This is a genomic window from Vibrio rotiferianus CAIM 577 = LMG 21460, from assembly GCF_002741985.1.
GTDB lineage: Bacteria > Pseudomonadota > Gammaproteobacteria > Enterobacterales > Vibrionaceae > Vibrio > Vibrio rotiferianus.
Genome location: NZ_APHW01000019.1, coordinates 11,799 through 31,961 on the forward strand (window position 1 = coordinate 11,799; position 20,163 = coordinate 31,961).

The 20,163-nt window shown below is 46.8% G+C and carries 16 protein-coding genes and 1 pseudogene; 11 read left to right on the plus strand and 6 right to left on the minus strand.

Annotated elements, in window-relative coordinates; all coding sequences use genetic code 11:
• Positions 1 to 74: 74 nt before the first annotated feature.
• Together B853_RS08585 and B853_RS08590 are read right to left on the minus strand one after the other, a co-directional pair.
• The gene (locus B853_RS08585; RefSeq protein ID WP_038886876.1) at positions 75 to 671 is read right to left on the minus strand and encodes a response regulator transcription factor; all 597 of its coding nucleotides are present in this window, start codon (positions 669 to 671) and stop codon (positions 75 to 77) included.
• Positions 661 to 2,466 carry a sensor histidine kinase gene (locus B853_RS08590; RefSeq protein WP_038886874.1) on the minus strand — a complete coding sequence of 602 codons (1,806 nt, stop codon included), beginning with the start codon at positions 2,464 to 2,466 and terminating at the stop codon, positions 661 to 663. Before B853_RS08590 ends, B853_RS08585 begins: the two co-directional genes overlap by 11 nt.
• Positions 2,467 to 2,785: 319 nt before the next feature.
• Here B853_RS08590 and B853_RS08595 point away from each other — a divergent pair, with 319 nt between their 5' ends.
• The 8 genes from B853_RS08595 (at position 2,786) to B853_RS08630 (ending at position 11,527) form a co-directional block, all read left to right on the plus strand.
• The gene (locus B853_RS08595) at positions 2,786 to 3,769 is read left to right on the plus strand and encodes a sulfurtransferase (protein WP_010449058.1); all 984 of its coding nucleotides are present in this window, start codon (positions 2,786 to 2,788) and stop codon (positions 3,767 to 3,769) included.
• 20 nt (positions 3,770 to 3,789) lie between these two features.
• Positions 3,790 to 5,586 (plus strand): FAD-dependent oxidoreductase, encoded by a 1,797-nt coding sequence (locus B853_RS08600; RefSeq protein WP_038886872.1) that lies wholly within the window; start codon positions 3,790 to 3,792, stop codon positions 5,584 to 5,586.
• Positions 5,583 to 6,353 (plus strand): heterodisulfide reductase-related iron-sulfur binding cluster, encoded by a 771-nt coding sequence (locus tag B853_RS08605; RefSeq protein WP_005478886.1) that lies wholly within the window; start codon positions 5,583 to 5,585, stop codon positions 6,351 to 6,353. The genes B853_RS08600 and B853_RS08605 overlap by 4 nt, the downstream gene beginning before the upstream one ends.
• 69 nt (positions 6,354 to 6,422) lie before the next feature.
• Positions 6,423 to 7,100: a TVP38/TMEM64 family protein gene (locus B853_RS08610; protein ID WP_031847243.1), complete on the plus strand. Its 678-nt coding sequence runs from the start codon at positions 6,423 to 6,425 to the stop codon at positions 7,098 to 7,100.
• Between the two features lie 336 nt (positions 7,101 to 7,436).
• Positions 7,437 to 8,594 (plus strand): ABC transporter substrate-binding protein, encoded by a 1,158-nt coding sequence (locus B853_RS08615; protein ID WP_038884466.1) that lies wholly within the window; start codon positions 7,437 to 7,439, stop codon positions 8,592 to 8,594.
• Between the two features lie 9 nt (positions 8,595 to 8,603).
• The gene (locus tag B853_RS08620) at positions 8,604 to 10,313 is read left to right on the plus strand and encodes an ABC transporter permease (RefSeq protein WP_038884467.1); all 1,710 of its coding nucleotides are present in this window, start codon (positions 8,604 to 8,606) and stop codon (positions 10,311 to 10,313) included.
• On the plus strand, positions 10,279 to 10,926 hold the full coding sequence (locus B853_RS08625) for an ATP-binding cassette domain-containing protein (protein WP_038884468.1): 648 nt from the start codon (positions 10,279 to 10,281) through the stop codon (positions 10,924 to 10,926). The genes B853_RS08620 and B853_RS08625 overlap by 35 nt, the downstream gene beginning before the upstream one ends.
• Positions 10,919 to 11,527 carry a CDP-alcohol phosphatidyltransferase family protein gene (locus B853_RS08630; protein WP_038884470.1) on the plus strand — a complete coding sequence of 203 codons (609 nt, stop codon included), beginning with the start codon at positions 10,919 to 10,921 and terminating at the stop codon, positions 11,525 to 11,527. Before B853_RS08625 ends, B853_RS08630 begins: the two co-directional genes overlap by 8 nt.
• Before the next feature lie 70 nt (positions 11,528 to 11,597).
• On the opposite strand, the gene B853_RS25985 is transcribed toward B853_RS08630, so the two are convergent.
• The gene (locus B853_RS25985) at positions 11,598 to 11,750 is read right to left on the minus strand and encodes a hypothetical protein (protein WP_170001019.1); all 153 of its coding nucleotides are present in this window, start codon (positions 11,748 to 11,750) and stop codon (positions 11,598 to 11,600) included.
• A 271-nt stretch (positions 11,751 to 12,021) separates the two neighbouring features.
• Here B853_RS25985 and norR point away from each other — a divergent pair.
• From norR to B853_RS08645, 3 genes and pseudogenes are all read left to right on the plus strand, one after another.
• A pseudogene (gene norR, locus B853_RS08635) lies at positions 12,022 to 13,550 on the plus strand (nitric oxide reductase transcriptional regulator NorR).
• Positions 13,551 to 13,960: 410 nt separating this feature from the next.
• A complete protein-coding gene (gene hcp, locus B853_RS08640) occupies positions 13,961 to 15,622 on the plus strand; it encodes a hydroxylamine reductase (protein ID WP_038884474.1) in 1,662 nt (553 codons plus the stop codon).
• 76 nt (positions 15,623 to 15,698) lie between these two features.
• Positions 15,699 to 16,742, plus strand: a complete 1,044-nt coding sequence (locus B853_RS08645; protein WP_038884475.1) for an FAD-binding oxidoreductase — start codon at positions 15,699 to 15,701, stop codon at positions 16,740 to 16,742.
• A 92-nt stretch (positions 16,743 to 16,834) separates the two neighbouring features.
• Here the strand turns inward: B853_RS08645 and B853_RS08650 are convergent, their stop codons facing one another.
• From B853_RS08650 to B853_RS08660, 3 genes are read right to left on the minus strand one after another with little or no spacing between them, the layout of a single operon-like run.
• Positions 16,835 to 17,767 carry a class I SAM-dependent methyltransferase gene (locus B853_RS08650; protein WP_038884476.1) on the minus strand — a complete coding sequence of 311 codons (933 nt, stop codon included), beginning with the start codon at positions 17,765 to 17,767 and terminating at the stop codon, positions 16,835 to 16,837.
• A 31-nt stretch (positions 17,768 to 17,798) separates the two neighbouring features.
• Entirely contained in the window at positions 17,799 to 18,491 is a 693-nt protein-coding gene (locus B853_RS08655) for a TIGR01621 family pseudouridine synthase (protein ID WP_038884478.1), read from the minus strand.
• 49 nt (positions 18,492 to 18,540) lie between these two features.
• Complete coding sequence (locus B853_RS08660; protein WP_038884481.1) at positions 18,541 to 20,154, minus strand: methyl-accepting chemotaxis protein; 1,614 nt, start codon at positions 20,152 to 20,154, stop codon at positions 18,541 to 18,543.
• Positions 20,155 to 20,163: the final 9 nt, after the last annotated feature.

The following is a 20,163-nucleotide window of genomic DNA, read 5'->3' on the forward strand; positions in this document are numbered from 1 at the left end:
CCTAAATATCATTAGGTTACAATGAATATTTCGACCTAAATACTTTCATTTATCGATACCAAAATACACTGAAGTTAAATTAAACGCCCCACTTTATGGATCAACACCGCTAAGCTCTCTGCTTCGAGCTTCTTCATCACGTTAGAACGGTGCACCTCAATCGTTCTCAAAGATACGCACAATAAGTCCGCCATCTCTTGGTTTTTCATCCCCTTGACGACCAAACCGAGAACTTCTCTCTCACGCTTAGTGAGACTCTGTAACACCTGCTTAGCACCCAACTTCTCACCATTTTTGAGTGACTGCGCCATCGCATCATCCACCGCCATCACAAGGGCGTTACCATCAACTGGTTTTTGAAAGAAATCGAGTGCGCCACCTTTTAGCGCATCCACTGCCATTGGAATGTCACCATGTCCAGTCAGGTAAATCACGCTAATTGGACTGAGTTTCTCGTTCATCATTTGGTGAACATCTTGCCCGCGCATGTCTGGCATGCGGCTATCAAGCAAAACACAACCAGGTGCAGACAAATTGACCTCATTGAGAAAATCTATCCCGCTAGAGAAAGTCTCAACCTCATAGCCATAGCTTTCTAACAGAAACGCCATGGACTCTAATACTGGTTCTTCATCATCAACGATATAAAGCGAACAAAGGTTACGACTCATGACAAGCCTCCTGATACGGTAAAACGATGGTCACCTGACACCCTGTTGGATCAATTGACCTAAATTGAATGCTGCCTTGATGGGCATCAAGCACATCACGGCAAATGGCCAAACCTAAGCCCAGCCCATTTTCTTTGGTGGTGTAGAAGGCTTGATCTAATGGTGTCTCTTGCTCTTCGATACCAATGCCATTGTCCATCACATCGATAATCACCATCTCATCGCAAAAGCTAACGTGCAGATCCACATACAAGTCTTCGCGCTTCGGCACATGGCTCAAACAGGCGTCTTTTGCATTGTTCAGAACATTGAGAATGACTTGCTGCAAACCAGTGGCGTCAGCAAAGACTTTTTGTGGCTCGCCAGAGTAAAGCACGCCCAATTGAATTCGGTGACGTTGAAACTCGTAATCGACCAGCTTCATCGCTTCTTCAGTTAACGAAGCTAAATCCACCCAGCTCTTTTCAATTGGCGTTTTGTTTATCAAGCTGCGAAGGCGCTGAATAATGTCACTTGCAGAAGTAACCTGCTGTTGAATTTTATCGAGGATTGGTGCCATCTCTTCCGCAGTCGCACCTCGCTCCATACGTACCTTAGCCCCTTGGCTGTAGTTCTTTATCGCCGCCAGAGGTTGATTTATTTCATGCGCCAGGCTACTACCAAGCTCACCGACAATGGTGATTCGCTGCGCGTGCTCAAGCATGGAACTCTTGCGGCGCAAATTATTCATAGTGGTTTTTAGCGTTTCGCGACTGCGCTGAAACTTCCACTCCAGCCAGAAGTGATAGCCCGTCAACAACAGTAAAGTCAGTAAAGACGCCATCGCAATGGCTTGGTTCTTATGCAGCCACTCTTGCGCTTTTTGGCCCCAAGATTTTTGCAGCGGGTGCATGTCTAAGTGCTTGTAAACTTTATCTACATTGATGCTCGGTGCAGGCAGCATCCAACCGACATTGTTTGCAGCAATCGCTGCAGGGTGGTCTTCTGGCATTGCGAATAGGGTTTGTGCCACGATCTGACCAACATCGACTGGTGCACGTTCCGTCATCGCCATCGTCCAGTTTGGGTACAGTGGCGTACTCACCGCGCAAACTGAATCTGCAGGACGCTTCTCATTCAATACACGTAGGTTATGCAGTTGAATACGCCCCTCTTTCGCCATGTTCTCCAAAGTACAAGCAGGTACGATCGCCACATCGAGATCGTTCTCGATCACGTCCAAAATCAGTTGATCCGTCGGTGGGCCAGTAAAGTGGATCTTTTCAAAGAATGATGATTTGAAGTAGCCCAGTTTATCGAGCTCGTAACGCAGCGCGAGAAAACCACCAAACGCTTTTTCCGATACCGCCGCAACATTGGCTTTATTGATGTCTTTCAGTGTTTTAAAAGGCGATTCTTCACGTACAACCACCACCGAGGCAATCGACTTATTTGGTAAATCACTGTAAGCGGTTTTCTGCGTTGCCAACCAGTTGATTGGGTATTCGCGAGCAAGTTTGGTCGCCTGCCCCGGACTGGTCAGAATGAAGTCGAGCCAACCGTGTAAAAATGCATCTTCAAGCTGGTCGAAATCGTAAGTATGTAGGTTGAATTGATAGCCAGGATTCTGAGTCTCCAGCCAATCCAAAGTCGGTTGCCATGCTTCTCGCGCATGTGCGTGTCCACGCAGCGCTAAAACACCCACATCGTAGTCTGTTCTCTGTACTTTTTGGTCATTAGCAAAAGCAAAAGAGGTGAAGAAAAAAGAGAGAGCAAAAATGAAAAGAATAAACTTTTGAGAATAATTATCAATCACTTACAAAATACTACCAAAATACGGCTGTGGCGCATTTTACCACCATTCCCCCCCCTGCTACTTTGTTGCTTTAGATCAATCCCACATCATTATTGTGGGAAACCACAATATCGCCATTTAAACGATTTCCTCAGAATGCCTTACCCATAAAGGGGTAGAGCGCATTTTCACCTGTTTTAAATCATGAACACCAAAAATGAATAAAAAACGTTCATGCCTGTACTCCCCCTTCAAAAGCATTCTATCTGTCGAAACATCGAACTGTCGAAACATCGAAGGTTCGGCAGCAAAACTTTAAATTAAAATATGGAAGCAACTCATGAAAAAATCGACGATTGCGTTGGGTGTGTTAGCCGCTGTTACAGCGGTTGGCTACTCAGCTTACAATACGATGTTTTCGGCTGAGGCTGTGACTGTGGATGCTGCTGCTCAAGAGCAGAAGTTCACACAGTACGCTCACCCAGAACACTTCATTTCTGCACAACAACTTAAGTCGCTGATGGACGGTGACAAAGACCTGGTTGTGATCGGTGCGCTAAACCCTATTAAACCAGATAGCCCTATTTCTGGTTCTTACACTATGTGGCGCAACGATTACTCAGCAGCTGAAGACGCCTACGACTTCGGCGGTATGAGCAACAGCACAGAAGAAATGGAAACGATTCTAGGCAGCTTCGGCGCGACAGCAGACAGCACAATCGTGGTTTATGCCGCGGGCTCTCACCACGATGCAGCTCGCCTTTACTGGCAAATCCATAATCTGGGTCACCAAGACGTTCGTTACCTTGACGGCGGCTTGAACGCTTGGATGGGTGCTGGTTACCCAACAGGGTCTGCAAACCAAAGCGTGGCAGCTGTTGAATACAACGCACCTAATACACAACAAGATAACAATGCCCTAGCAACACTCGACATGGTTATCGCAGCGCAAAACAACCCTGATTGGGTGATCCTAGATACTCGCGGCAACGACGAATTCAACGGTGAGGTTGCGGTTTCTGGTGCGTACGGCCCTGGCACAATCCCAAGCAGTGTTCACATTAACTGGACTAAAGCGCTGAACGAAGACACAACGCTGAAATCAGCAGAAGAACTGCAAGCCCTTTACGGCGACATCATCAAAGGCAAAAAAGTCATCGCTTACTGCCAATCTGGTGTTCGCTCTGCCCACACCACCATGATTCTTACTGAAGTCCTCGGTGCAGAAGGCGTCTACAACTACGACGGCTCATGGATCGAATACAGCCACGCTCACTACGAGCAAAAGAATCCTGAAGTGAACGTTATCAACGGCAAGAGCTAATCAACACGGAACCGCAGTGAATGAACAATGTAATTTTTAGCCAAAAGCTATTCGACACCGCTCAAACGATTGTCGATGGTTGTATGGGTGATGCCGATCCGGCATGTCAAACCGCATGTCCAATGCACACGGACGTAAAACAGTACGTTCGCATGGCAGGCGAAGGGAATTTCCAAGGCGCTTTGGATCTGATCCGCAGCAAACTATTCCTTCCTCAAACTCTTGGCCGTATTTGTGCCCACCCTTGTGAAGCGTCTTGTCGTCGTAACACAGAGTTCGGTCAACCGATCAGCGTAGCGGGCATCAAACGTTTCGTCGCAGAGAAAATGGATAACCAAGATCACTGGGATCTCAACATTGCCCCTCTAACGAACAAACACATTGCGATCGTAGGTGCTGGTCCTGCAGGTGCTCAAGCAGCGATCGAACTTCGTCGTCAAGGTCACGAAGTAACGATTTACGAAAAGCTAGACGTATACGGCGGCATGATGCGTGTGGGTATCCCTGAATACCGTCTACCACGCGATGTTATCGATTTCGAATACAGCTACCTAGCGATGCTGGGTATTAAAACTCAGTTTGGCGTTAAGATCGGCAAAGACATTAGCTTCGACACTCTACGTAGCGAACATGATGCTGTGATTCTGGCTCACGGTGCACACGTAGGTTCAATCATCCCTCTACCGGGTCATGACAACGATGGTGTGTTCTCTGCGGTTGAGTACCTAAAAGAGATTTCTGAAACTCGCCAATTCCCTCGTGCAGGTAAACGCGTGATGGTTATCGGTGGTGGTGACGTTGCAATGGACTGTGCTCGTTCTTCATGGCGTATTGGTGCAAGCGACGTTTACCAATGCTCACTTGAGAGTCTTGAAAACCTACCTGCAAGCCAAGTCGAAATCGATGAGTCACTAGAAGAAGGCGTCGAGTTCAACGCAGGTTGGGGCCCAGTTGCTATCGAACATGAGAACGGCAAAGTAACCGGCATCACTATCAAGAAAGTACTGTCTATCTTCGACGAGCAAGGCAACTTTGCTCCTCAATACAGCGAAGAAAGCAAAACCATCTCTGTGGATACGGTTGTTTTCGCTACGGGCCAAATCGTGGCAGACATTACTGACGGCGCACTAGAACAAACTCGCGGCGGACGTTACGTTGTCGACAAACAAACACTAGCATCAAGCCTAGAAGACGTATTCGTAGCCGGCGACGCATGTGGCGGTAACATCGTGATTGAAGCGATGGCATTGGGTCGTAAAGCAGCAATGAGTGTTGAGCGCTTCCTAACGGCTCGTCCACTGACTGAAGATCGCGACTTCGAACAAGAGTACAGCTACGCATCTCGCCTAGACGTACCACTACCAAAAGGTACGGTAGATACCCCTCGCCTACACAGTGAATTACGTGACGCTGAAGAGCGTAAGCAAGATTTTGCCCAAGTGGACTTAGGCTTTACTGAAGCGCAAATCAAATTAGAGGCCTCTCGCTGTCTGCAATGTAGCTGCAAGCTATGTATGAACGAGTGCATCATGATGAATGACTTCAGCGATTGTCCGAAGACCATCTTCTCTGACTTTGTGAACAACAAGTCGATGGACCCACTGATGGCTTACTCATGCAACGCGTGTGACCAATGCACCATCGTGTGTCCGAAAGACTTCCCGATGAAGGAAATGTTCCTAGGCGCACGTGCTGACTTTGTTAAGGCAAACAACGGTGAATCACCAATGCCTGGTCACAAAGCGATCAACATGCACCAGAAGCTGGGTTTCTCAAAAATCTTCACTATGGCAAAACGAGCGGTATCGACAAAATGAGTAATAAAGTATTTATGCCAGGATGCAGCTTGCCATCCTATTCGCCAGAAGGCGTAGCGGCAATCGCAAGCTACCTAAAAGAAGTATTCCCTGAGATGGGCGCAGTGCAGAAGTGCTGTGGCAAGCCCACCGCTGCTATCGGTCAAACAGAGAAGTTCAAAGAGCGTTACGGCCAGCTTCAAGCTGACTTTGACAAGCTGGATGCACAAGAAGTCATCGTGGCGTGTCAAAGCTGCTACGGCATGATCAAAAAATCCGGTGGGACACAAAAGCCAGTTTCATTATGGAAACTGCTTCCTGAAATTGGTCTGCCAGAAGCATTACGTGGTAAAGCGAAAAACAGTGACGTGGTATTCACCATTCACGACTCTTGCTCTACTCGCTACGAAAAAGAACTGCAAGACGGTATCCGCTGGATCTTGAACGAGCTTGGCTACAAAACCTCAGAACCAGAACACACACGTGAAAACACACGCTGTTGTGGTTTCGGCGGCATGGTAGTGCCAGCAAACCCAGACGTCGCAACACGCGTAATCAAACGCCGCGTGGAAGAGTTTGAGACAGACTACGTTGTGGTTTACTGCTCGGCTTGTCGCGCATCCATGATGGGTGTTGGTACGAAATCTTGGCACATTCTGGATCTGATGTTCGGCCCTGTGATCATGCAAGGTGATGAGCCGCCAGTCAACGTGCTCGCTAGCCCTGTAAAAGCTTGGTTCAACCGCTACAAATCTAAAGCGGGCCTAATCAAGTGTATGTCTGTGTAGATGTGTCTCTGTAGCTACGTTTTTGTAGCTACATCTTTTTAATTATTAGGTTTAAGTGAAGTTGAACTTATGAAATTCGTAAAAATCGCTCTTATTGTTGCTGTTATCGCTCTCGCTCTATTTGCAGCAAAACAAACTGGCATCCTTGAAATCATCACAGACATCAAGAGCCTACAAGATTGGATCGCAAGCTTTGGCGTTTGGGGTTACGCAGTATTCGTAGCAGCATTCGTATTTGCGTGTGTTTTCCTACTACCAGGCAGTGCATTCACCATCGTAGCGGGTATCGTATTTGGCCCAATCAAAGGCGGTATCTTAGCGCTGTTCTCTGCAACGCTTGGCGCAGTGGCAGCATTCATCGTGGCGCGCTTCCTGCTTCGTAATACCATCATGAAGAAGTTTGGCGACAACCCAATCTTCAAGAAAATCGATGATGGCGTAGCTGCAAACGGTACCAGCTTCTTGATCCTGACTCGTCTTGTGCCTGTATTCCCATTCAGCCTACAGAACTACGCTTACGGTCTAACTAGCCTAAACCTAGGCACTTACGCTCTGGTTTCGCTACTAACAATGGCACCAGGTGCATTCATTTTCGCTTACATGGCGGGTGATATCGCAACAAACGGTGTGTCTGCAATGCTGCTAGTGAAATTTGCAGTGGCAGGCCTTGTGTTATTTGGCATGTCTCTGATTCCAAAATACATCGCGAAGAAAAAAGGCATCAACATGGAAGAATTAGCGAAGTAATCCGGTCTATCCATTATTGACGCCAAAAGAGTGCGACTTATCGAGAGTTGCACTCTTTTCATTGCTACTAATTTGCTCACACTTTGCCCTTCAATTGGTGACTTTTAAGGCCAAAAACTGACGTGGATTGGTATGACCTCACAAGGCGAGTAATTCTCTGAATCTATTATCAAATTCGCGTTGATAATAAAGCGAGATAGATTACTATCCACCTGAGGGAACGGAGCTTCCAGCGTGGTTTATACCCTTATATTTAGTGCTGAAAACAAATGATTTTCATCGCACGGGTATACAGAGCTCCAAAATGAAAACAAAGATAAGAAACACGGATTACGTATGAAAAAGCTACTTAGCACCATTGGCATTTTAGCCACCACTTTTGCCACCTCCTCTTTCGCCGCTGCTCATTCAGAAGAATGGCAAAAAATAGAACAGCAAGCCGACGGTCAAACCGTTTATTTTCATGCTTGGGGTGGCAGCCAAGAAATTAACCGCTACATCCAATGGGCAGGCAAAGAGCTTAAATCTCGCTATAACGTGACGCTTAACCACGTCAAAGTCACTGATATTTCTGAAACCACCACTCGTCTTATTGCAGAGAAAGCTGCAGGCAAAAACAGCGGTGGCAGTGTTGATATGGTTTGGATTAACGGTGAAAACTTTAAATCAATGAAAGACAACCAACTGCTGTTTGGCCCTTTTGTTGACGGTCTACCAAGTTGGCAATATGTCGACAAAACACTACCGGTAGATATCGATTTCTCTGAACCAACAGATGGTCTAGAAGCACCTTGGGGTGTCGGCCAACTTGTTTTTATCTACGATGAAGAGACGCTAAACAACCCGCCAAGCTCGTACGCAGAAATGCTAAGTTACGCAAAAGCGTTTCCTAACCGCCTTACTTACCCTCGCCCACCAGAGTTTCATGGCACCAGCTTCATCAAATCTCTACTCATTGAGTTGAGTCATAACGACGCTGCACTGCAAAAACCAGTGACAGGCGAATCATTTAAAACCGTCACACAACCTCTGTGGGCTTACTTAGATGACTTTCACAAAGTCGCATGGCGCGGTGGTAAGCAGTTCCCGGGTGGTACCGCGGAAACCGTGCAACTGCTGGATGACGGTCAAATTGACTTAGCCATCACCTTCAACCCGAACGCGGTTTATTCAGCACAATCAAGCGGCAACCTTGCAGAGAGCACCAAAGCGTACGCGATGGATGCTGGCGCACTGTCTAACATTCACTTCCTAGCAGTTCCTTGGAACGCAAATGCCAGTGCAGGTGCGCAAGTTGCTATAAACTTTTTATTAAGCCCTGAAGCACAATCTCGCAAAGGTGACATCAACATCTGGGGTGATCCTTCAGTGCTAAGCAGCCAGTACCTAACCGGCACGGCTAAGAATACTCAGCAGTTCAAATCTATCGCGGAGCCACATCCAAGCTGGCAAGCAGCGTTAGAAAAAGAATGGCTGAAACGCTACGGAAATTAATACACACCCATGTTAAGAGCGCTGTATCTAGTTATTATCGCAGTTTGTATATTACCGACCATCCCGGGGCTACTCGGGGTGGTGGTGTCTGCGCTCGGCTATGTACCCCCTATTGGTTTGCACCACTTTTCACTGGATGGCTTTCATGCTGTGTTTGACTGGGAAGGTGTGTGGACGTCGATTGGACTGACTTTCTATTCCGCCATTTTCAGCAGCTACCTTGCTTGTTTGATCACTTTCGCGATTCTTCAAGCCTCATGGGGCAGCAAGTTCTGGCGCAAGATTGAAATGAGTCTTTCCCCTCTTCTTGCTATGCCGCATGTCGCGTTTGCCATTGGCTTCGCTTTTCTATTCGCACCAACAGGCATGGGCGTTCGTGTACTCAATCAAATGTTTGGTTACGATCCAAATGCGCAAACGGTGAATGACTTAGCGTTGTTGATCAAAGACCCACACGCACTGGGTTTGATCGTCATGCTCGCTATTAAAGAAGTACCATTTTTATTGTTGATGAGCATTCCTATTCTTCAGCAATTAAAAGTTGAGAAGATTGAAAAAGTCAGCCATTCGATGGGTTACAGCTCAGCGCAGGCGTGGTGGAAATGTGTCTTCCCACAATGGTTAGCGAAGTTGCGTTTCCCAATGTTGGCCGTTCTGGCTTACAGCTTATCCGTTGTGGATGTGGCGCTAATCATTGGCCCAACCAACCCTCCTACATTTGCTGTGTTGGTATGGCAGTGGTTTAACGATCCTGACTTATCCCTGCTACCAAGAGCGGCGGCAGGTGCAGTGATGTTGTTTGCCATTGCGAGCATCTTGATTGGTTTTGCACGACTCGTCGAATGGAGCATTACCAAAGGCTTCAAACGCTGGCAATACTCCGGCCGTAGCGGCTTCCGCTTACCGGGTAAAACCTTGTTCTCTATGATTGCCTTGCTAGCACTGTTAATGGTGCCACTTATGGTGGTCTGGAGCTTCGCTCAACGTTGGCGATTCCCAGATTTATTACCAAGCCGTTACAGCTTACGTTTTTGGGAATACGAGTGGCAAAGCATTCTCGGCACGCTCGAGCAAAGCATGTTGATTGCGGTGATCAGTGCGTCTATTGCCCTTGTACTGGCGCTGATTGCTCATGAATACCGATTACGTTACCGCTGGCAGGTGCCGGGATACATCATTGCCGTACCAATGTTGATCCCCCAGCTATCTGTGTTGTTTGGTATGCAAGTCGTCACGCTGTATCTCGACAGCAATGCGTATTTCTTCTGGGTATGCTGGGCACATGTCTTCTTCGCTTTCCCATTCGTTTATCTGTCATTGGATGGGCCTTGGCGCAGCTTCGACAATGGGTTAACTCGCGTTGCCTTAAGCCTTGGAAAATCACCGATGCAGGCTTGGCTAAAAGTCAAACTGCCGATCCTTCTGCCTGCGATTGCTTTTGCTTGGGCAGTGGGTATTAGTGTTAGCTTGGCGCAATACCTACCAACACTCGTACTGGGTGCTGGTCGCATCAGCACAATAACAACAGAAGCAGTCGCCCTATCAAGTGGCTTTGACCGTCGTGTCACTGCGATTTACGCCATTTGGCAAGCGCTCTTGCCGTTAATGTTCTTCTCTTTTGCGATTTTACTTAGCCGTTTACACGTTAAGTATCGCCGGTTGTCTATTAAAGGTTTACTACCGAATGAGTCTTTGTCTCGAAAACCTCGCCATCCGTAAAACCAATGGCGACACGCTTTTCTCTGCCTTCAACATGACGGTAGAGAAAGGTGAAATTGTTACCCTGATGGGTCCAAGCGGCTGTGGCAAATCCACCTTATTGGATGCCATTGCTGGTCACCTGTCTTCCGAGTTCGACTATTCAGGCTCAATCACTCTCGATAATGAAAAGCTGGATGCGTTACCTGCGCATAAGCGCCAGGTGGGTATTCTGTTCCAAGATGATTTGCTCTTCCCACATCTCACCGTGTGGGAGAATCTTGCCTTTGCACTACCCGACTCAATCAAAGGCGCAGAACGCAAAGAACGTGCAATGCTGGCTTTAAAGCACATCTCGCTAACTAAACTTGCAGAGTCTTTCCCTGATCAAATCTCAGGCGGCCAGCGCGCACGTATTGCTCTCACTCGCATGTTATTGGCAAAACCGAAAGTTGCCCTACTAGATGAGCCATACAGCAAATTAGATAAAGATCTGCGCGTACAGTTTCGCAATTGGGTTGTGGAGCAACTTCAACAAGCCAACATTCCTGCATTAATGGTGACTCACGATGAGGATGATATTCCTGAGGGCAGTCGCTGCCTGAACTGGCCTTGGGAGACAAGCCATGCTTGATAGCCTGAGTATCAAAATCATTAAGTGGCCATTGGCACAGAGCGCAAAACTTATTGATAAATGTGGCGTGACAGCTAACCAAACCACATTGTTTGGCTTCGCCCTTGGCTGTTTTGCCTTACCTGCATTGATGGCAGAGCAATACACGCTTGCATTAGCGTTTATTCTACTGAATCGAATCTGTGATGGATTGGATGGTGCTCTAGCGAGGATTCAAGGCATCACCGATGCGGGCGGCTTCCTTGATATAAGCCTAGACTTCTTGTTCTATTCTTTGATTCCATTTGGCTTTGTACTAGCAAACCCAGAACAAAACGCCGTCGCGGGCGCATTCTTGATCTTCTCGTTTATTGGTACAGGAAGCAGCTTCTTAGCTTTCGCGATCATGGCGGGTAAACGTGGTATCGATAACCCTATCTACAAGCACAAATCTCTGTACTACATGAGCGGCCTGACAGAAGGCACAGAGACCATCGGTTGCTTCGTGCTGTTCTGTTTGTTCCCACAACATTTTGCCATCATTGCGTACATCTTTGGTGCAGCGTGTTGGTTTACTACATTTACGCGTATTTATTCTGGGTTTCATACACTGAAGCCGTAAACAAAACTTCAAGAGAGATTCCTGATTGCAACGAAGGAATACAGTCGGGAATCTCTTTTCAATCCCCCCCTCAGTAAAGCATCCCACTCACCACCAGCGTCACCACAATTCCAGAGACAAAACTCGGAAAATGCCACGTCCGCTGCTTAGCGCGGTAATACTCTTTTTGTAGGTCCTCTTGGTAGCTCTTTACGGCTAACTCTTTAATGTAGTTATTATGCATAACCTGTCCTCCTGACATGTATTACAGGTGGAGGATAAAAGCTCAAGTTAACTTAAGGTCAACGGAAAAATTCAATTTCGGAGAATATTATTTGCGAAGGCTGAATCCCTCATTCCTAGCTCTTAAGCGCAATCAGTTGCACTTATTTGTATCACAGTTCTGTTATGTCACTTGATCGTCGTCAATGGAACATCAATCTCTCACACCTTTCGATGTTCAAATGACATCAAGTTGCTAGCATGAGCCCATTCAAGATAACTCTGGGCTTGTTATGACTCCTACTGTCGACCACGTACTTCTCAATATCGCACTCAATCTGAGCTCAAATCGCTCTCATGAGCAGCAATACCAAAACCTGATAGACGGGGTGGCGCAAGTATTCCCTTGTGATGCAAGTTGTTTGTTTATCTTTGATGAAGATGCTTCCTAACGCCAGTTGCAGTAAAGGGCCTATCGAGCTCAGTACTCGGTCGCCGTTACTTTCCTAAAGCTCATCCACGCTTGGACGCTATTATCCACAGTCGTGAACCAGTTCGCTTTGATGCTGACTGCGCCCTGCCCGATCCATTTGATGGAACACTTTTAACGGAAGATCAGTGCATTGATGTCCATGACTGCATGGGCTTTAGCTTGTACGTCGAAGGACAACTTGTTGGCGCGTTAACCATGGATGCGCTTGCTGTTGGTGCGTTTGATCATATCGACCCAGTAGCAATCGAAACATTCGCAGCACTAACGGCGGCAACACTGCGTAACATTGCGCAATTAAAAGCCCTTAAAGCACAAAACCAGAAGCAAAAGAGCGTCACGCAAACCCTTATCCAACAGGCGCGCTCACAACACGGTGATATGGTTGGCTTAAGCCCACAAATCAATCAATTACGAAACAACATTGCGACCGTTGCTCAATCAGATTACGCAGTATTGGTAACGGGAGAAACGGGAACGGGTAAAGAACTTGTTGCTCACTCCGTCCATGCTCAATCTCATCGTAATGATAAGCCGATGATTTACGTAAACTGCGCCGCCCTACCCGAAGGTCTGGCGGAGAGCGAACTGTTTGGCCACGTAAAGGGCGCTTTTACCGGAGCCAATAGTCATCGTGCAGGTAAGTTCGAATTGGCTGATGGCGGTACAATCTTCTTAGATGAAGTGGGTGAATTGCCATTGATTTTACAAGCAAAACTGCTGCGAGTTATCCAGCAAGGTGAGTTGCAACGTGTGGGTAGCGATCAGCATTTGATGGTTAACGTGCGCATCATCGCAGCCACCAACCGACAGTTAGAAAAAGAAGTGGAAGATGGCACATTCCGTGCGGATTTGTTCCATCGTTTAAATGTATTCCCAATCAAAGTGCCACCACTTCGCGCTCGTGATGGCGACATTCCGGTTCTGGCGGGATATTTGTTAGAAAAAGTACGCCAGCAATTTAATGCGCCAAACCTTCACGTTCACCCTAAGGTGCTAACTCAATTAGAATCTCTGCCTTGGTACGGTAATGTTCGAGAGCTTGAGCATACCTTAACGCGTGCGGCATTACATGCAATTCAGCAAGGCGCGAGCACTATTATGCTCAGCCACTTTGATACTTCATTGGCACTGGACGATGTAAAAAACACATCACATTACTTGCCGAAAGAAAGTCAGCCAATGCGAGAGTTAATAGAAAGTTATCAGCGTGACTTGATTGAACACGCTTTAAGCCAAACTGGCGGTGTGTGGGCAAAAGCAGCGGAGTTTTTACAAATGGATCGAGGCAACTTGTATCGCATGGGTAAAAAGCTCGGCATTAGCAAATAGAAGCCTCTACTTCGCTCTCTTCTCTGAGAGAGAAGAAACTTACGTCTTAAAAAAATAGATTCCGGATGGCTCGCTTAGGCTCGTCCGGAATGGCTCCTAGCCCGAAGCGGAGCGAGCCGACGAAGGAGCGCAATCGGGAATCTCTTGCCTCCACAAAACCGCATTAACTTTTCTCCTGTTTAACAAGCACTTCCACTATCGCCCGTTAAAACGTTTCTCGCGCGTTGCTTTTATCATCACATCTAAAACTCCGTTGTCATTTGCACATCATTCGTGTTGTCACAATCACATCAAATACGTACCTGAAAACAAATAAAGTCATTTAAAATCAATAACATAATAATTGGCATGCATTCTGCTCTATTGGAGAAAGCAAAACGACTATTACTACAATCACTGGAGAACCCAATATGTTCTGTATTCAATGTGAACAGACAATCCAAACCCCAGCTGTAAAAGGCTGTTCTTTCGCACAAGGTATGTGTGGCAAAACTTCAGAGGTATCCGATCTACAAGACGTGTTGGTTTACACTTTGCAAGGGGTTTCTTTTTGGGCAGCACGCGCGCTTGAATTCAACATCATTAATGATGAAATCAACCAATGGGCTCCAAGAGCATTCTTCTCTACGTTGACTAACGTAAACTTCGATCCAGAACGTATCCTTGAGCTAACCTCTCAAGCAGCTACTTACAAAGCACTGCTAAAAGACCAAGTGATGTCTGCAGCCACACTGGCAGACAAAGTAGTAGAGAACATTCCTAATGTCGCGGACTTTGAACTGCCAAATAGCGCAGAAGAAATCCTAGCATTTGCTCCTCAAGTAGCGGTAAACCGTGGTAAAGACCAAGTACATGAAGACGTTGTCGGCCTACGCCTACTTTGCCTGTACGGTCTAAAAGGTGCTGCAGCGTACATGGAGCATGCACGAGTATTAGAGCAAACCAACAATGACATCTTCGCGGAATACCACGAAATCATGGCTTGGTTAGGTACTGACCCAGAAGATCTAGGCGAACTGCTAGATTGCTCAATGCGCATCGGTCTTATGAACTACAAAGTGATGGAAATGCTGGATCATGGTGAAACAGCAACGTTCGGTCACCCAGAGCCAACCACCGTTAACGTTAAGCCAGTGAAAGGTAAATGTATTCTTGTTTCTGGTCATGACCTTCACGACCTAGAGAAAATCCTTCAACAGACTGAAGGCAAAGGCATTAACGTTTACACCAACGGTGAAATGCTGCCTGCACACGGCTACCCAGAGCTGAAGAAGTACCCTCACCTAGTGGGTAACTACGGTAGCGCGTGGCAGAACCAACAAAAAGAGTTCGCTAACTTCCCTGGCGCGATTGTGATGACATCAAACTGCCTATTGAACCCGAACGTTGGCCAATACGCAGACCGTCTATTCACTCGTAGTATCGTTGGTTGGCCGGGCGTCGCTCACCTTGAAGGTGACGATTTTAGCCAAGTCGTTGAATGTGCATTAGCGCAAGAAGGCTTCCAGCATGACGAAATCGAACACAACATCACGGTTGGTTTCGGTCGCAACGCACTAATGAACGCAGCACCAGCGGTTATCGACCAAGTGAAGCAAGGCAACATCAAACACTTCTTCCTAGTAGGTGGCTGTGATGGTGACAAAGCAGAACGTAGCTACTACACCGACTTCACTGCAGAAGCACCAGAAGATACGCTAATCCTAACGTTAGCTTGTGGTAAATACCGCTTCAACAAGAACACATTTGGCGACATCAATGGCATCCCTCGCCTATTGGATGTGGGCCAATGTAACGATGCGTACTCAGCAATCCAGCTTGCACTGGCACTTGCGAAAGAGTTCGATTGCGACATCAACGAGCTTCCTCTAACGCTTGTTCTATCTTGGTTCGAGCAAAAAGCGATTGTGATCCTGCTTACGCTATTCGCTCTTGGTGTGAAAGGCATCTACACAGGTCCAACAGCGCCTGCGTTCCTAACACCAAACTTGGTTGCGATTATTCAAGAGAAGTTCGACATGCGCAGCATTGGCAATGTTCAGGACGACCTTAAAACTATCCTAGCAGCGTAATCGCCTCGCTTATCATGCGCCTCCTTAATTGGGGGCGTTTTTATCTATTGAGTACTCGACAACCAAAGAGATTGTTATGTTTTTTGAATGGCAAGGCAGTCAACCTGTCACATTACGCTGTGTAGACAAATACCATGAAACTGCCGATGCAGTGAGCCTCAAGCTGGCAGACCTGTCAGAATCGCTTTTGTTTGAATTTAAAGCGGGTCAGTTCATCAACCTTGGCGTTGAAATCGATGGCAAGATGGAGTTTCGTGCTTACTCTCTCAGCTCTCTTTCCGGTGACGACTGTCTGCAACTAACGATAAAGCGTGTCGAAGGCGGTAAGGTATCCAACTACATCATCGATAAGCTTCTCATTGGCGATATGGTTCAAGCTCTTCCTCCTACGGGTGACTTCAACTGCATTGATCACCCACCAATCACGGTCAATGGTAGAAAGAAAGCACTGCTCATTAGTGCAGGCTGTGGCATCACGCCTGTATTCGCGATGGCAAAACAGTGGCTGAGCAATGATCAAGAAGTAGATATCGAGTTTCTGCATATCGCTCGCTCTCAACCAGAAACGATTTACTTTGATTTGCTAGAGACTTACCACTCGGTTTACCCAGATTTTAACTTGAAGCTGTTACTGAAAAATCGCGGAGAGACACAGTACCCTGAAGGTCGACTCAGTAAGGAATGGCTTCAGGAGTTGGTCCCAGATTTTAATCAGCGCACGGTTTATCTATGTGGCCCAAACCAGTTTATGCTCGATGTCCAAGGTTATTTGACCGAGCTTGGCTTTGATATGGCGAACTTCTTCCAAGAAAGCTTTACTCCTGCTGCCAGCGAAGAAGCGGAAGTGTCAGATGAAACAGCCAGTGTGTCAGTACCAGACTTTGCTCAAACGATTGATGCACAAAAAGGCCAAGTCCTTGCAGACGTATTGGAAGGCGCTGGATTACCGTTGATCGTCGCTTGTAGAAGCGGCATTTGTGGCTCTTGTAAGTGTAAGGTTCGCAAAGGCAACGTTTCTTCAACCAGCCTTGAAACATTGACTCCTGAAGAAATAGAGCAAGGCTACGTACTCGCCTGCTCTTCGACGATTGAATCCGATCTTGAAGTACAGATTGGTTAAAGCCGTTGATACGAACATTAAAAAAGCGCCGTACTGGGCGCTTTTTGTTCATGGAAACGGGTTATTAAACTCGGAAGCTTCTTTATCTAAACTCAGCTAAACAGTAAAACCTTCAGTGCAGCTTCGCTATCCACATCCATAAACTCTGGTGGGTTATCCAGACGCTCGCGGAATGCTAGCTCTGGCGCTTCTTCCTTCATGCTTTCAATCAAGAAGTCGCTAGTCACCGATGGCGAGTTAACACACGCTAACACCTGACCACCTTCTGCCAACAAACCTGGCAAACGGCGTAGAATCTTTTTGTAGTCTTTGGTTAACGCGAAACTGCCTTTTTGGAATGATGGCGGATCAATGATGATCATATCGTACTGGCCTGACTTCTTGATCTTCCCCCACGACTTAAAGATGTCGTGTCCCATAAAGCTCACTTGGTTGATGTTATGGCCATTCAGTTTATGGTTCTCACGACCTTTAGACAGCGACGCTTTTGCCATATCCACGTTAACCACTTTATCTGCACCACCAGCAATTGCAGCAACAGAGAAGCCACAAGTGTAAGCAAACAAGTTGAGCACGTTTTTATGCTTTGCATTTTCACGAACCCAATCACGACCGTAACGCATATCAAGGAACAGACCGAAGTTCTGGTTACGACCGATGTCTAGTTGGTACTTCAAGCCACTTTCTTCAACCACAGGTCGAGCATCTAGCTCACCCAATAGGATTTCAGAAGGTGCACCGTCAGCGTAGCGATGTTGAATCACGATGGTACGGCCTTGTTTTTCAGCCCACTGTGCAGACTCAGAAAGTGCATTCAATCCCGCTTTTAACTCAGCAAGAAATGCGTCATCAACTTCTTTAAAGATATTGATAATCAATTGACCTTGTAACCAATCACATGTGATTTGCTCTAAGCCTTCAAAGCGGCGGCCACGACCGTGAAACAGTCGACGAATTTCATTGGGAGCTTTTGTTAGCTCGGCTTCTAGATGCTGGAAAAACAGCGGAAGTTGTGATGCTTGCATCGAATTCTCTTATTCGTTTTCTTTGTGATGGTTATTTGATCGTAGGCCAGTTGAGTTCCCACGGAGAAAGCCAAGTATCGACACCTTGGGATACAATTTCATTTTGCCATTTACTGCCAAGCGCTTTATGCTCGCGTGGATCGCAAACAAAGCAATGTGTTTCATCTTGATACGGGAAGCACAACGAAAATGCATGCAAGTAGCCGCGGTCAGCGTCATTGCCTGCATTATAAATAGGATCGCCAACAATACCCGAGCCAACTGATTTTAATGCCACGCGAATTTGGTGTGTTTTGCCAGTGTGTGGCTTACATAAAAACAGACGTTCTCCTGGCTCTGCCGCTAGTGAGAAGAATTGGGTAATCGCTGGATTCGTTTTGCTGTTGACCAGTTTCCATGAAGAACGACGAGAGCGTTCCATGTCACCCACTACCAGCCCTTGCTTCTTCTTAGGCTTTTTCGAGCCTATAGCAAGATAGAACTTCTCGACTTCACGATCTGCAAATGCTTGCGACAACGCACTTGCTGCTTTTGCGTTGCGACCCAAAAGCAAAATTCCAGACGTCATTTTGTCGAGGCGGTGGATAAGATACAACTGCTCATCACCACTTTGTTTTGCTACTTCTTGCAGCAACATGGTATCACCATCGTCCTTGTGTACTGAGACGTTGGGATGTTTATTGATGATCAGAAAGTCTGGATGGGTGTGTAGAATGTCGAACATAAAAAACTGGCTCCACGTTTGGAGCCAGAAGTATACCGATTCTAAGCAATTAGGCGAGCTTAAACTTACCCACCAGCGCTTCCAATTCTTGAACTTTACGGTTCAGACCTTCTACGCTTTGCGAGCTGTCATTCGCCAATTGTAATGAGCGATTCGAGATATCACTGATCGAGGTAATGTCAGCCGCAATTTCTTTCGTCACTGCGGTTTGCTCTTCCGCCGCCGTCGCGATCGAATTGACCATGCTTTGAACGTGCGCCGCACCAGAAACGATTTCTTCCAGTGAGTTCACTGCCCCCGAGCTTTGACTCACACCAATTTCAACCAGACGACAGCCATCTTCGGTGTAAGTCACTGCCTCTTGAGTCCCGACTTGAATCGCTTGAATGATCTCACCAACTTCTTGTGTTGCCTTTGTTGTACGTTCAGCCAGAGCACGAACTTCATCTGCAACCACAGCAAAGCCACGACCAAACTCACCTGCACGTGCCGCTTCAATCGCTGCGTTCAATGCCAGCAGGTTCGTCTGCTCTGCAATATCTTCAATGACTTTGATAACCGCGCCGATCTTCTCTCCATGAGAACCTAGGCTGTTCATCTGAACCGACATATCGGACATTTGTTGTGATACTTGCTGAATGCTTTCAACCATATCCACGATCACGGTGCGGCCTTGCTCTGCGGTTGATTCCGACTTACGTGCTTCTTCAAACGTTGCTGCACCCTGCTCAGCAACTTGAGAAATCGTCAAGCTCAACTCTTCTGCCGCAGTCGCAATCAAGTTTGCTTTATCAGATTGGCTACTCGCACCAGACACAATATCTTGGCTCACAATTGACAGTTCGCCGGTAACAGATTTCACTTCTTCTGACACGAGCGAAATCGAACCAATAAGACTGGTCAAAGACGCTTGCATCTTATTTAGTGACGTCGCTAGGTTAGCTAGTTCATCACCCGACTTATCTTCAATCGGTTCTACCGTTAGATCACCTTCTGCAACACGCTGCGCCAACTCATCGAGTTTGCTCAGACGGTTGGTAATTGAATTCGACAACAAGTAAGCGATTACTGCAGTGGCAACTAACGCGATAGAGCCTAGAACATAGATTGTGTTTTCAATACTGGTAAAGGAATCAGAAAGATTTAACAACGCTTCACTGGTACTTTCTCTCCCGTCCATTGATGCCGCATCTAAGATTGCCTCAATCGGTGCTAAGTTTGCATCATAGAGTGAACGGAGTTTCGCGACATTTTGCTCAACATTTTGAAGGCCCAAATTAGTGAGAATCTGAGTTTCAAAATCTTGTGTGAAGGTTTTCATATAGCGCTCAGCCTTTTCAACATTGCGGTAGTCCTCTCCGCCTACTGTTTCTAAAAGCTTAACGTCAGCTATGGCTGCGGCGAATTCTCCTTTGTTTTGTTGGTAATCCGCTTTGGCTCCCGGCACGTCAACAATTGCACCTAATGCATCTCGATACACATCTCCGGCTTCATCAATTAAAATTAAGTACTGAACAGTTTCAGGAACATCGTCCGTTCTTACCTCGTCAGCCACTTCGTGCGAGCTCAATACTTCTAATGTGATAATTCCAATCATGACCAGCATAATGGCTAATATTGAACCAAAGCTCGAATACAGCTTTTTACGAACAGACATTTTCATCTAATTACT

What these genes read in the sequence shown, in the direction of transcription:
- B853_RS08650 (WP_038884476.1), bottom strand. Translation starts at nt 17,767, where the DNA reads ATGCAAGCATCACAACTTCCGCTGTTTTTCCAGCATCTAGAAGCCGAG.
- B853_RS08615 (WP_038884466.1), top strand. Translation starts at nt 7,437, where the DNA reads ATGAAAAAGCTACTTAGCACCATTGGCATTTTAGCCACCACTTTTGCC.
- B853_RS08585 (WP_038886876.1), bottom strand. Translation starts at nt 671, where the DNA reads ATGAGTCGTAACCTTTGTTCGCTTTATATCGTTGATGATGAAGAACCA.
- B853_RS08660 (WP_038884481.1), bottom strand. Translation starts at nt 20,154, where the DNA reads ATGAAAATGTCTGTTCGTAAAAAGCTGTATTCGAGCTTTGGTTCAATA.
- B853_RS08625 (WP_038884468.1), top strand. Translation starts at nt 10,279, where the DNA reads ATGAGTCTTTGTCTCGAAAACCTCGCCATCCGTAAAACCAATGGCGAC.
- B853_RS08630 (WP_038884470.1), top strand. Translation starts at nt 10,919, where the DNA reads ATGCTTGATAGCCTGAGTATCAAAATCATTAAGTGGCCATTGGCACAG.
- B853_RS08605 (WP_005478886.1), top strand. Translation starts at nt 5,583, where the DNA reads ATGAGTAATAAAGTATTTATGCCAGGATGCAGCTTGCCATCCTATTCG.
- hcp (WP_038884474.1), top strand. Translation starts at nt 13,961, where the DNA reads ATGTTCTGTATTCAATGTGAACAGACAATCCAAACCCCAGCTGTAAAA.
- B853_RS08620 (WP_038884467.1), top strand. Translation starts at nt 8,604, where the DNA reads ATGTTAAGAGCGCTGTATCTAGTTATTATCGCAGTTTGTATATTACCG.
- B853_RS25985 (WP_170001019.1), bottom strand. Translation starts at nt 11,750, where the DNA reads ATGCATAATAACTACATTAAAGAGTTAGCCGTAAAGAGCTACCAAGAG.
- B853_RS08600 (WP_038886872.1), top strand. Translation starts at nt 3,790, where the DNA reads ATGAACAATGTAATTTTTAGCCAAAAGCTATTCGACACCGCTCAAACG.
- B853_RS08655 (WP_038884478.1), bottom strand. Translation starts at nt 18,491, where the DNA reads ATGTTCGACATTCTACACACCCATCCAGACTTTCTGATCATCAATAAA.
- B853_RS08645 (WP_038884475.1), top strand. Translation starts at nt 15,699, where the DNA reads ATGTTTTTTGAATGGCAAGGCAGTCAACCTGTCACATTACGCTGTGTA.
- B853_RS08595 (WP_010449058.1), top strand. Translation starts at nt 2,786, where the DNA reads ATGAAAAAATCGACGATTGCGTTGGGTGTGTTAGCCGCTGTTACAGCG.
- B853_RS08610 (WP_031847243.1), top strand. Translation starts at nt 6,423, where the DNA reads ATGAAATTCGTAAAAATCGCTCTTATTGTTGCTGTTATCGCTCTCGCT.